This is a genomic window from Leclercia adecarboxylata, from assembly GCF_023639785.1.
Classification (GTDB): Bacteria; Pseudomonadota; Gammaproteobacteria; order Enterobacterales; family Enterobacteriaceae; genus Enterobacter; species Enterobacter adecarboxylatus_D.
On record NZ_CP098325.1, the window covers coordinates 234,664 to 246,974 of the forward strand.

Here is a 12,311-nt window from a genome sequence, read left to right on the forward strand (position 1 = left end):
CATCAGGCTGCACCTGAACTTAACGAACCCCACCATACGCCAGCGTCACCTCTTTCGCCGCCTTGATCACCAGCGCGCCCAGCTCGGTTACCCGGTCATCGGTCATCCGCGAGATAGGGCCTGAAATAGAGATGGCGGCGAACGGCTCGCGGTGCTCGTCAAAAATGCAGGCGGCAATACAGCGCAGGCCGAGGGCATGCTCTTCGTCATCGAAGGAGTAGCCGCGCTTGCGCGTCAGGGCCAAATCCTCTTTCAGATGAACCGGAGAAACCAGCGTCGCGTGGGTGTAGGCGTGTAAGCCTTTGCGGTGCAGCAGACCCGTGACCTGTTCTTCGCTGAGCTGGGACAGGAACGCTTTCCCCGCGCCGGAAGCGTGCATCGGCAGCTTGCCGCCAATCGGGGCAGACATGCGCATCAGCTGGGTGCACTGGACCTGGTCGATAATAATCGCCTGGTGATCGCTCTGGTCAAGCACCGCCAGGTTAACCGTCTCGCCGGAGTCCTCCATCAGCTTACGCAGGATCGGGTGGACAATAGCGAGAAGATTACGGCTCTGTAAAAAGCTGCTGCCGACAATAAACGCGTGGGCACCCACGGACCAGTGCCCCAGCTCGCCAACCTGACGGACAAAGCCCAGCTGCTGCATGGTGGTCAGCAGACGGTGGGTGGTGGAGTTCGGCAGGCCTGCCTGCTGGGCCAGTTCCGTCAGCGCCACGCTGCTGTGCGACTCGGCTATCCATTCAAGGAGCTTTAATCCCCGGGTCAGGGACTGAACTTGACCGCCCGCCTGGGCGGTCGCGGCGGCGGGCTTTCTGCCGCGTTTAGCGGGAACGGTGGCGACCATGGCGGGCTCCTTTTTTCTGTATCGTGGAAATCATTTTCGTTTTATTTGGGTGTTTTGCAACCGCTATCCTCACTGATCGGAGGAGTTATGGTGAACATGTCTCATGTTACCCTGGTGTGACTTTTCCCCTATGCAAGTTTATGCCAGTATGGGCTGCTGGCCTTTTGGCCTGGTTGAGCGTTGTCGGGAGCAAGTGTGAGCAGCAAAGTAGATCAACTGCGTGCGCAGTTAAATGAACGCATTCTGGTACTGGATGGCGGTATGGGCACCATGATCCAGAGCTATCGTCTGAGTGAAGACGACTTTCGCGGCGACCGCTTCGCCGACTGGCCCTGCGATCTGAAAGGTAACAATGACCTGCTGGTGCTCAGCAAGCCAGAGATTATCGCCGCCATTCATTACGCCTACTTCGAGGCGGGCGCGGATATCGTTGAAACCAATACCTTTAACTCGACAACTATCGCCATGGCGGATTACGAAATGGAATCCCTGTCGGCGGAGATCAACTACGAGGCGGCCAAACTGGCGCGTGCCTGTGCCGATGAGTGGACGGCCCGCACGCCGGAGAAACCACGCTATGTGGCGGGCGTACTCGGCCCGACCAACCGCACCGCCTCTATCTCACCGGACGTAAACGATCCGGCTTTCCGAAATATCACCTTTGACCATCTGGTGGAGGCGTACCGCGAGTCCACCAAAGCGCTGGTGGAAGGCGGGGTCGATCTGATCATGATTGAAACGGTCTTCGATACCCTCAACGCCAAAGCCGCCATTTATGCGGTGAAAGAGGAGTTCGAAGCCCTGGGCGTCGATCTGCCGATCATGATTTCCGGCACCATCACCGATGCCTCTGGCCGTACGCTATCCGGCCAGACGACCGAAGCATTTTATAACTCCCTGCGCCACGCCGATGCCCTGAGCTTTGGCCTGAACTGTGCCCTGGGGCCGGATGAACTGCGCCAGTACGTGCAGGAGCTGTCGCGTATCGCCGAATGCTACGTCACCGCTCACCCGAACGCCGGCCTGCCAAACGCCTTTGGTGAGTACGATCTCGACGCTGCTACCATGGCGGCGCAGATCCGCGAGTGGGCCGAATCCGGGTTCCTGAACATCGTCGGCGGCTGCTGCGGCACCACGCCGGAGCACATCGCTGCCATGAGCAATGCGGTGGCGGGCCTTGCGCCCCGTAAGTTGCCCGAACTGCCGGTGGCCTGCCGACTGGCCGGTCTTGAGCCGCTGAACATTGGCGATGACAGCCTGTTTGTGAACGTCGGTGAACGTACCAACGTGACCGGCTCCGCGAAGTTCAAACGCCTGATCAAAGAAGAGAAGTACAGCGAAGCGCTGGACGTTGCCCGCCAGCAGGTTGAGAGCGGGGCACAGATCATTGATATCAACATGGACGAGGGGATGCTCGACGCCGAAGCGGCGATGGTGCGTTTCCTCAACCTGATTGCCGGTGAGCCGGACATTGCCCGCGTGCCGATTATGATCGACTCCTCGAAGTGGGAGGTGATCGAAAAAGGGCTGAAGTGCATTCAGGGCAAAGGCATCGTTAACTCCATTTCAATGAAAGAGGGGGTCGAGCCTTTCATCCATCACGCGAAGATGGTGCGCCGCTACGGTGCCGCCGTGGTGGTCATGGCCTTTGACGAAGTCGGCCAGGCGGATACCCGTGAGCGCAAAATAGAGATTTGCCGCCGCGCGTACCAGATTTTGACCGAAGAGGTCGGTTTCCCGCCGGAAGACATTATCTTTGACCCGAACATCTTTGCCGTCGCAACCGGCATCGAAGAGCACAACAACTACGCCCAGGACTTTATCGGCGCCTGTGAAGACATCAAACGCGAGCTGCCGCACGCGCTGATTTCCGGCGGTGTCTCCAACGTCTCGTTCTCGTTCCGCGGCAACGACCCGGTGCGCGAGGCGATCCACGCGGTGTTCCTCTACTACGCCATTCGTAACGGGATGGATATGGGGATCGTCAATGCCGGTCAGCTGGCCATTTACGACGACCTGCCAGCGGAGCTGCGCGATGCGGTGGAAGACGTGATCCTGAACCGCCGCGACGATGCCACCGAGCGCATGCTGGAGCTGGCTGAAAAATACCGCGGCAGCAAATCCGATGAGGCGGCAAACGTTCAGCAGGCGGAGTGGCGCGCCTGGGACGTGAAAAAACGCCTGGAATACTCACTGGTAAAAGGCATCACCGAGTTTATCGAACTGGATACCGAAGAGGCTCGCCAGCAGGCCGCGCGGCCGATCGAAGTGATCGAAGGGCCGTTGATGGACGGCATGAACGTGGTCGGCGACCTGTTCGGCGAAGGCAAAATGTTCCTGCCGCAGGTGGTGAAATCCGCCCGCGTGATGAAGCAGGCGGTGGCCTATCTGGAACCTTACATTGAAGCCAGCAAAGAGAAGGGCTCCAGTAACGGTAAAATGGTGATCGCCACCGTGAAGGGCGACGTGCACGACATCGGCAAAAACATCGTCGGCGTGGTGCTGCAGTGTAATAACTACGAGATTATCGATCTTGGCGTGATGGTGCCGGCGGAGAAAATCCTCAAAACCGCGCGCGAAGTGAATGCCGACCTGATTGGCCTGTCCGGGCTTATCACCCCGTCGCTGGATGAGATGGTTAACGTGGCGAAAGAGATGGAGCGCCAGGGCTTTACCCTGCCGCTGCTGATCGGCGGCGCAACCACCTCGAAAGCGCACACGGCGGTGAAGATCGAGCAGAACTACAGCGGGCCGACGGTATACGTGCAGAACGCCTCGCGCACGGTTGGCGTGGTCTCAGCGCTGCTGTCCGAAACCCAGCGCGATGACTTTGTTGCCAGAACCCGCAAAGAGTATGAAACCGTGCGCATTCAGCACGGGCGCAAAAAGCCGCGCACCCCGCCGGTGACGCTGGCTGCGGCGCGCGATAACGATCTGGCCTTTGACTGGTCGAGCTATACGCCGCCGGTTGCCCATCGCCTGGGTGTACAGACGGTTACCGCCAGCATCGAAACCCTGCGTAACTACATCGACTGGACGCCGTTCTTTATGACCTGGTCCCTGGCCGGGAAGTACCCGCGCATTCTGGAAGATGAAGTGGTGGGTGAAGAGGCGCAGCGCCTGTTCAAGGATGCCAACGATCTGCTCGATAAACTCAGTGAGGAGAAGACCCTCAACCCGCGCGGCGTGGTGGGGCTGTTCCCGGCCAACCGCGTGGGGGATGACATCGAAATCTACCGGGATGAAACCCGCACCCACGTGCTGGCGGTCAGCCACCATCTGCGTCAGCAGACGGAGAAGATCGGTTTTGCTAACTACTGTCTGGCCGATTTTGTCGCGCCGAAGCTGAGCGGTAAAGCCGACTACATCGGCGCCTTTGCCGTAACTGGCGGGCTGGAGGAGGACGCACTGGCGGAGGCCTTCGAAGCGCAGCATGATGATTACAATAAAATCATGATCAAGGCGATTGCCGACCGTCTGGCAGAGGCCTTTGCTGAATATCTGCACGAGCGGGTGCGTAAGGTACACTGGGGCTACGCGGCCACCGAGAACCTCAGCAATGAGGAGCTGATCCGCGAGAACTACCAGGGCATTCGTCCGGCGCCGGGCTACCCGGCCTGCCCGGAGCATACCGAGAAAGGCACCATCTGGCAGCTTCTGGATGTCGAGGCCCACACCGGCATGAAGCTAACCGAGTCCTTTGCCATGTGGCCAGGGGCGTCGGTTTCCGGCTGGTATTTCAGCCATCCTGACAGCAAATACTTCGCCGTCGCGCAGCTGCAGCGCGATCAGATCGAAGATTACGCTCTGCGCAAAGGAATGAGCGTGGCAGAAGCGGAGCGCTGGTTAGCGCCGAACTTAGGCTACGACGCAGACTGACCTGGCTCTACCGGTCAGGGCCCGGCTCACGTCACGTTTCCTTACAACAAACAGGGCACCCAATGGGTGCCCTGTCTCTTTATTACATTTAAGCCCTTATACTGGAAGAAGGTTCAGCGATCCGTGCCACAACTCAGGCCGGATAAGGCGTAGCCGCCATCCGGCCATACCGCGCGTAACGAACCTCAGGAAAACGTATGACGAAAAGGAGAACCTGTATCCGTGCTGACTTTGCTCCATCTGCTCTCTGCCGTGGCGTTGCTGGTCTGGGGGACGCATATTGTCCGTACCGGCGTGATGCGCGTTTTTGGCGCCCGTTTACGTACCGTTCTTAGCCGCAGCGTTGAGAAAAAACCGCTCGCGTTCTGTGCAGGCATTGGCGTAACCGCGCTGGTGCAAAGCAGTAATGCCACCACCATGCTGGTCACCTCCTTTGTGGCTCAGGATCTGGTGGCGCTGACGCCTGCGCTGGTGATTGTTCTCGGCGCCGATGTCGGGACCGCGCTGATGGCGCGCGTATTAACCTTCGATCTCTCCTGGCTGTCGCCGCTGCTGATCTTCATCGGCGTGATATTTTTCCTTGGCCGGAAACAGACCCGGGCCGGACAGCTGGGGCGTGTCGGGATCGGCCTGGGGCTGATTCTGCTGGCGCTGGAGCTGATCGTCCAGGCCGTCACCCCCATTACGCAGGCGAGCGGTGTCCAGGTGATTTTCGCCTCGCTGACCGGCGACATCATGCTGGATGCGTTGATTGGGGCGGTATTTGCCCTGATCAGTTACTCCAGCCTGGCGGCGGTGCTGTTAACTGCGACGCTGACGGCGGCGGGGATTATCTCCTTCCCGGTAGCCCTCTGTCTGGTGATTGGCGCGAACCTCGGCTCCGGCCTGCTGGCGATGCTCAATAACAGCGCCGCCAACGCGGCAGCCCGTCGCGTGGCGCTCGGCAGCCTGCTGTTTAAGCTGGTGGGGAGCCTGATCATTCTGCCGTTCGTTAACCCGCTGGCGGATCTGATGGACAACCTGTCGCTGCCGGAATCGGAGATGGTGATCTACTTCCACGTCTTCTACAACCTGGTGCGCTGCGTGGCGATGGTCCCTTTTGCCAGCTCAATGGCGCGCTTCTGTGAGCGTATCATCCGCGATCAGCCTGAGCTGGATATGCGACTTAAGCCAAAACATCTGGACTCCTCCGCCCTTGATACGCCGGCGCTGGCGCTGGCTAATGCCGCCCGTGAAACGCTGCGCATGGGTGATGCGATGGAGTTGATGCTGGAAGGACTGAAAAAGGTGATGCACGGCGAGCCGCGGGAAGAGAAAGATCTGCGTAAACTCGCCGACGATATCAACGTGCTCTATACCGCCATCAAGCTCTATCTGGCGCGGATGCCCAAAGATGAGCTGGCAGAAGAGGAGTCCCGTCGCTGGGCGGAGATCATCGAGATGTCGCTCAACCTTGAGCAGGCTTCCGATATCGTCGAGCGCATGGGGAGTGAAATCGCCGATAAATCGCTGGCGGCCCGCCGGGCGTTCTCCCTTGAAGGCATCAAAGAGCTGGATGCGCTGCACGATCAGCTCCTGAGCAACCTGAAGCTGGCGATGTCGGTCTTTTTCTCCGGGGACGTGCCCAGCGCCCGCCGTCTGCGCCGTAATAAACACCGGTTCCGTATCCTCAACCGCCGCTATTCCCATGCGCACGTTGACCGACTGCATCAGCAGAACGTGCAGAGCATCGAAACCAGCTCCCTGCACCTGGGGCTGCTGGGCGATATGAAACGCCTTAACTCCCTGTTCTGCGCGGTGGCCTACAGCGTGATGGAGCAGCCGGATGAGGATGACGATCGGGATGAGTATTAATCTGGAAAGCGCCTCGCAGAGCTGAACGGTGAAGCGTGAATAAACACATTTCCTGGTTTAATGTCGTTGCACGGATGATGTGTATAAAATTTTATACAGGGATGTGTTATGCTGTCAGAAAAACCGACGCTCCGCCCGATAGCATGGGCAGGAAGCTCGTTCGATGATCTACTCAGTTTTCCCGAAGCGGTGCGACGGGAAGCTGGCTATCAGTTGCACCGTTTGCAGGCGGGATTAGAAGCGGCAGACTGGAAGCCAATGACAGAGATTGGCAGAGGAGTGAAAAATGAGTCAGGCAGTAGATTGTAAAATTCGTCATATCACCGTTGCAGATGCAAACGTCTTTACCGAACTCGGCTTTGAAGAAAATGAAGCCAAACATTTACAGTTAGATGCCCAGAGAGAGGTCGAGCAGCTTTTACTGATTAAGCGCCAGCTAATGCAGGAAATTTCTGCGTGGATTGCCGAGCATAACCTCCGCCAGGCCGACGTTGCGGAGAAGCTCAATGTCTCACGACCCCGTGTATCCGATGTTGTGAATCTCAAAACCAGCAAGTTTACTCTTGATACCCTGGTCATGATGCTCAGCAAACTTGGGAAACCCGTCTCAGTGACCGTTGGCTGATCTTTTTACCAGCCCAAACCTAAGGTATATTTCGCCTCTCTACAGGAGAAATTATGCTGCCAACTCAATCCACCCGATTAAATAAATATATTAGCGAGAGCGGGATCTGCTCGCGCCGCGAGGCTGACCGTTACATCGAACAGGGCAACGTGTTTATCAACGGTAAACGCGCCACCATTGGCGATCAGGTCGCCCCAGGCGACGTGGTTAAAGTGAATGGTCAGGCTATTGAGCCGCGTAACGCAGAAGACCTGATTTTTATCGCGCTGAATAAACCGGTTGGCATTGTCAGTACCACGGAAGATGGCGAGCGGGACAACATCGTTGATTTCGTCAACCACAGCAGCCGTATCTTCCCGATTGGCCGCCTGGATAAAGACTCTCAGGGGCTGATCTTCCTCACCAACCACGGCGATCTGGTGAACAAAATCCTGCGTGCCGGGAACGACCATGAGAAAGAGTACATCGTAACGGTTAATAAGCCGGTGACCGACGAATTCATTCGCGGGATGGGGGCGGGTGTACCGATCCTCGGCACGGTCACGAAAAAGTGCAAGGTCAGGAAAGAGGCGCCGTTCGCGTTCCGCATCACCCTGGTTCAGGGGTTAAACCGCCAGATCCGCCGTATGTGCGAGCACTTCGGTTATGAAGTGACGAAGCTGGAGCGTACGCGCATCATGAACGTCAGCCTCACCGGCATTCCGCTGGGCGAGTGGCGCGATCTGACCGACGATGAACTGATTGAGCTGTTTAAGCTTATTGAAAACTCATCCTCGGAAGCGAAGCCAAAAGCAAAAGCGAAACCGAAAACCCAGGGGATCAAACGCCCGGTGGTGAAAGCGCCGCAAGCGGAAGAGAAGAGCCGGGCGAAGCCTGCCGGAAACGGGAAACGCTTTACTCAGCCCGGACGCAAAAAGAAAGGGCGCTGATCAGCGCCTTCCACGAGTGGGAGTATTGGCCGACCAGGAAAACGTCGCCTCTTTATCCACCTTATAAGCCTGCTCTTTGCGAAGTTTGCGGGCTTTTTTTGCGTCCAGCTCACGCTGAGCCATCAGTTTGTCGATGTACTCTTTTTTGAGGTGATTGGTTTCGGCGTTGGTCAGCAGACGGCCATGGGCGATACGCGCGCGGTCGAGCAGGGTTTTCAGTTCGCGCTGTTCGCTTTCCGTCATCTCTTTCTGGGTCAATCTTGGTGTGGACATACCTGAAGCCTCCTGTGAAAGAGGCTTCAGTGTAAAGCATGCCTTCTCTACGGCGAAGCTGATTTAACCTTCCTTCACCACATCGCCTTTCTTTCGTTCATTGAGAGGCTTACCTGACCAGTAACCCGCCAGCAACGAGCCGGACAGATTATGCCATACCGAGAACAGCGCGCCGGGCAGCGCTGCCAGCGGTGAGAAGTAAATTTTGCCGAGCGCTGCGGCCAGACCGGAGTTCTGCATTCCCACTTCAATCGCCAGCGTGCGGCAGGTGGATTCGTCAAAGCCGAACAGCTTCCCGCCCCAGTAACCGCCCAGCAGACCAATGATGTTATGCAGCACCACGGCGATAATCACCACGAAGCCTACAGAGGCGATATGGGCAGCAGAGCCAGCGACCACGGCGCTGATGATGGCCAGAATGCAGACCATGGAAAACGCCGGCAGGTAAGGCTCGACGACTTTCACCACCCGTGGGAACAGGTGATGGATAACCAGCCCCAGCGCAATCGGGATCACCACGATTTGCAGAATGCTAAGCAGCATCCCCATCACATCCACCTGAATGTGGGCATCCACGTACAGACGTGTCAGCAGTGGGGTCGCGACCACGCCTACCAGGGTGGAAACGGAGGAGATGGTCACCGACAGCGCCACATCCCCTTTTGCAAGATAGATCATCACGTTGGAGGCGGTACCACTGGCCACACTGCCCACCAGCACCATCCCGGCGGAGAGATCCGGCGGCATCTTAAAGGCAATAGCCAGCGCCCATGCCGCCAGCGGCATCACCAGATAGTGGAGGAAAATACCCGCCGCCACCGGGGCAGGGCGTGAGAGCACACGCTTGAAGTCGTCGATCTTCAGGTGAACGCCCATGCCGAACATGATCAGCATCAGCAGCGTGGTGACCCAGGGGCCAATCGCGGTAAAGGTGGATGGCGTATAATAGGCTAAAACAGAGAGCAGCAGCGCCCATAACGGGAACAGCCGGGTGATGGCGGATAACATACGGATTCCTTGCGATTTGTTGTGTCATATCGTTATAAAAAAGCCGGGATCGAGCCCGGCTTAGAGATAGTGTTTATCCTGCTAACGAATTTTGTTCAACCAAATAATATTCATGATCCCGGCACAGATGCGCGTCCTGAGGAGTAGCCCAATGAAAGGTCATGATTTTCAACTGCTAACCGCGCAGCACAGCGCACCGGTAAAAATGTGGACGCACGGGGTGCCCGTTGAGCCAGAGGCGCGTGAGCAACTGCTGAATACCGCGAAGATGCCCTTTATTTTTAAACACCTGGCGGTGATGCCGGATGTGCATCTCGGAAAAGGCTCCACCATCGGTAGCGTGATCCCCACCAAAGGGGCCATCATTCCGGCGGCGGTGGGGGTGGATATCGGCTGCGGAATGATTGCCGTGCGGACATCGCTACTGGCAGGCGATCTGCCGGATAACCTCCACGGATTGCGCAGCGCCATTGAACAGGCGGTGCCGCACGGGCGCACCAGTACCCGCTCCCGTCGTGACAAGGGAGCATGGGAAAAGACCCCGGATGTCGTGGATAGCCACTGGGCGCAGCTGGCCCCGCGCTTTAAACGGCTGACGGATAACTATCCGCAGCTGCTGAAAACCAATAACCATCAGCATCTGGGCACGCTGGGAACCGGTAACCACTTTATTGAAATCTGTCTGGACGAAGCGGATCGCGTCTGGGTCATGCTGCACAGCGGCTCGCGTGGGGTGGGTAATGCGATCGGCAATCTGTTTATTACCCTGGCCCAGCAGGATATGAAGCAGCATATCGCCAACCTGCCTGACAGGGATCTGGCCTATTTCCAGGAGGGAAGCCGGCACTACAACGACTACATCGAAGCCGTAGAGTGGGCGCAGGATTTTGCCCGCCATAACCGCGAGGTGATGATGTCCCGCGTGCTGGCCGCGCTCTCGCGCATTGTCACTAAGCCCTTCATGACGCAGCAGGAAGCGGTGAATTGCCATCACAACTATGTGCAGAAAGAGCGTCATTTTGGTGAGGATGTTCTCGTCACGCGCAAAGGGGCGGTGTCGGCGCAGAAGGGCGAGATGGGGATCATCCCCGGCTCGATGGGGGCGAAGAGCTTTATCGTGCGCGGTCTGGGCAATGAAGAGAGCTTCTGCTCCTGCAGCCATGGCGCAGGACGGGTGATGAGCCGCACGGCGGCCAAAAAACGCTTCACCGTTGCGGATCAGATCCGCGCCACGGCGCACGTCGAGTGCAGAAAAGACAGCGAGGTCATCGATGAGATCCCGATGGCCTATAAAGACATCGATGCCGTCATGGCGGCGCAAGCCTCACTGGTCGAAATCGTCCATACCTTGCGCCAGGTGGTATGCGTAAAAGGATAAAAAAAGGGCCCGGATATCCGGGCCCTTTTCTGTTATTCGAACAGATTATGATGCAGTTTCTGCACAACCTGCTCCGCTTCGGCGCCCGGCACCAGGAAGCAGAGGTTGTAGCTGGATGCACCGTAGCAGATCATGCGGATGTTGAACGGCTCCAGCACGCCAAACACCTCTTTGCCCACGCCGCTGGCGCGGGACAGTTCGTTACCGATGATTGCCACCAGGGCGAGATCTTCTTCCACCTCAACGCGGCACAATTCAGAGAGCTCCATCAGCAGGGACTGCGTCAGCAGGGTGTCGCCGGTAGAGGTTGAGCCGGTGGTATCCAGCGTCAGGGCGATGTTCACTTCTGAGGTGGTCACCAGGTCCACGGAGATGCTGTGGCGCGCCAGAATGCTGAACACGTCGGCCAGGAAGCCGCGGGAGTGCAGCATGCTCAGGCTGTGCAGGGTCAGCAGGGTCTGCTTGCGGCGCAGCGCCAGAGCGCGGAACAGCGGTGGGTTCTCGGTGGTGTTGCACACCATAGTGCCGCCTGCTTTTGGATCTTTACTGGAACCGACGAACACAGGAATGTCGCTGCGCACTGCCGGCAGCAATGTCGCCGGGTGCAGCACTTTCGCACCAAAGGTCGCCATCTCGGCGGCTTCTTCAAAGGCGATCACGTCAATACGTTTTGCGGTAGGCACCACGCGTGGATCGGTAGTGTAGATGCCCGGCACGTCCGTCCAGATATCCACGCGGGAGGCCTTCAGCGCTTCGCCCAGCAGGGCGGCGGTGTAATCGCTGCCGCCACGGCCCAGGGTTGTGGTGCGGCCTTTCGCTTCGCTACCGATAAAGCCCTGGGTGATCACAATCCCTTCAGCCAGACGCGGTGCCAGCTGTTGGGTGGTCAGTTCTGCGATGGCGGCAATGTCTGGCTCGGCGCGACCAAAACGGTCGCTGGTGCGCAGCACTTTACGCACGTCAAACCACTGCGACTGCACGTTACGCTCACGCAGTACTTCAACAAACAGCAGGGTGGACATCAGCTCACCGTGGCTGACCAGTTCGTCGGTCAGGGCGGTGGAGGTGGCCAGAGAGGCGGCTTCGGCCAGAGTGATGATATTTTCCAGCAGGCGCTCAATCTCTTCGCTGATCACGCTCGGATCGCGCAGACGGCCAAGGATGTCGAACTGAATTTTGTGCAGGGCAGCCAGCTTCGCCTGGCGCTCGCTCGCTTCCAGCCCTTCCGCCAGGGCAACCAGCAGGTTAGTGACGCCAGCCGAAGCGGACAACACCACCAGCCGGGTATCAGGATCGGCCAGCACCACATCGGCGCTGCGGTTCATGGCATCAAAATCGGCCACGCTGGTACCGCCAAATTTGGCGACAACAAAACTCGTCATAACAACCTCGTGTCAGGGAAGGAAAAGAGCGACCATGGCACAAGGACAAAATAGTTTTATCGGTGCAGGCGCAAATACCGTGTGTATAAATAAAATGTGTGGAGGATCCTGTCAACGCTGGGATTATGCGGATTTTTCA

General features: G+C 57.9%; 9 protein-coding genes. 5 read left to right on the top strand and 4 right to left on the bottom strand.

What is annotated here, in order from left to right; genetic code table 11:
* Positions 1-19 precede the first annotated feature (19 nt).
* Positions 20-844 (bottom strand): glyoxylate bypass operon transcriptional repressor IclR, encoded by an 825-nt coding sequence (gene iclR, locus NB069_RS01110; RefSeq protein WP_250587062.1) that lies wholly within the window; start codon positions 842-844, stop codon positions 20-22.
* 195 nt (positions 845-1,039) lie between these two features.
* Between iclR and metH the strand changes: the two genes are divergently transcribed.
* The 4 genes from metH to rluF all read left to right on the top strand — a co-directional run bounded on the left by metH (position 1,040) and on the right by rluF (position 8,131).
* Positions 1,040-4,723 carry a methionine synthase gene (gene metH / locus NB069_RS01115; RefSeq protein WP_250587065.1) on the top strand — a complete coding sequence of 1,228 codons (3,684 nt, stop codon included), beginning with the start codon at positions 1,040-1,042 and terminating at the stop codon, positions 4,721-4,723.
* A 222-nt stretch (positions 4,724-4,945) separates the two neighbouring features.
* A complete protein-coding gene (locus NB069_RS01120; RefSeq protein WP_250587067.1) occupies positions 4,946-6,577 on the top strand; it encodes a Na/Pi cotransporter family protein in 1,632 nt (543 codons plus the stop codon).
* 286 nt (positions 6,578-6,863) lie between these two features.
* Positions 6,864-7,202: a helix-turn-helix domain-containing protein gene (locus NB069_RS01130; RefSeq protein ID WP_250587069.1), complete on the top strand. Its 339-nt coding sequence runs from the start codon at positions 6,864-6,866 to the stop codon at positions 7,200-7,202.
* Between the two features lie 53 nt (positions 7,203-7,255).
* Entirely contained in the window at positions 7,256-8,131 is an 876-nt protein-coding gene (gene rluF / locus NB069_RS01135) for a 23S rRNA pseudouridine(2604) synthase RluF (protein WP_250587071.1), read from the top strand.
* Here the strand turns inward: rluF and NB069_RS01140 are convergent, their stop codons facing one another.
* On the bottom strand, positions 8,132-8,404 hold the full coding sequence (locus tag NB069_RS01140) for a DUF3811 domain-containing protein (RefSeq protein WP_103177828.1): 273 nt from the start codon (positions 8,402-8,404) through the stop codon (positions 8,132-8,134). It lies immediately after the preceding gene.
* A 63-nt stretch (positions 8,405-8,467) separates the two neighbouring features.
* Positions 8,468-9,412: a ketopantoate/pantoate/pantothenate transporter PanS gene (gene panS, locus NB069_RS01145; protein ID WP_250587073.1), complete on the bottom strand. Its 945-nt coding sequence runs from the start codon at positions 9,410-9,412 to the stop codon at positions 8,468-8,470.
* Positions 9,413-9,563: 151 nt separating this feature from the next.
* Here panS and NB069_RS01150 point away from each other — a divergent pair, with 151 nt between their 5' ends.
* Entirely contained in the window at positions 9,564-10,790 is a 1,227-nt protein-coding gene (locus tag NB069_RS01150; protein WP_250587075.1) for an RtcB family protein, read from the top strand.
* A 32-nt stretch (positions 10,791-10,822) separates the two neighbouring features.
* Here the strand turns inward: NB069_RS01150 and lysC are convergent, their stop codons facing one another.
* Entirely contained in the window at positions 10,823-12,172 is a 1,350-nt protein-coding gene (gene lysC / locus NB069_RS01155) for a lysine-sensitive aspartokinase 3 (protein ID WP_250587077.1), read from the bottom strand.
* Positions 12,173-12,311: the final 139 nt, after the last annotated feature.

Bases quoted from the DNA above. Each gene is read 5' to 3' on its own strand.
- NB069_RS01140 (WP_103177828.1), bottom strand. From the start codon at position 8,404: ATGTCCACACCAAGATTGACCCAGAAAGAGATGACGGAAAGCGAACAG.
- iclR (WP_250587062.1), bottom strand. From the start codon at position 844: ATGGTCGCCACCGTTCCCGCTAAACGCGGCAGAAAGCCCGCCGCCGCG.
- NB069_RS01130 (WP_250587069.1), top strand. From the start codon at position 6,864: ATGAGTCAGGCAGTAGATTGTAAAATTCGTCATATCACCGTTGCAGAT.
- NB069_RS01150 (WP_250587075.1), top strand. From the start codon at position 9,564: ATGAAAGGTCATGATTTTCAACTGCTAACCGCGCAGCACAGCGCACCG.
- lysC (WP_250587077.1), bottom strand. From the start codon at position 12,172: ATGACGAGTTTTGTTGTCGCCAAATTTGGCGGTACCAGCGTGGCCGAT.
- rluF (WP_250587071.1), top strand. From the start codon at position 7,256: ATGCTGCCAACTCAATCCACCCGATTAAATAAATATATTAGCGAGAGC.
- panS (WP_250587073.1), bottom strand. From the start codon at position 9,412: ATGTTATCCGCCATCACCCGGCTGTTCCCGTTATGGGCGCTGCTGCTC.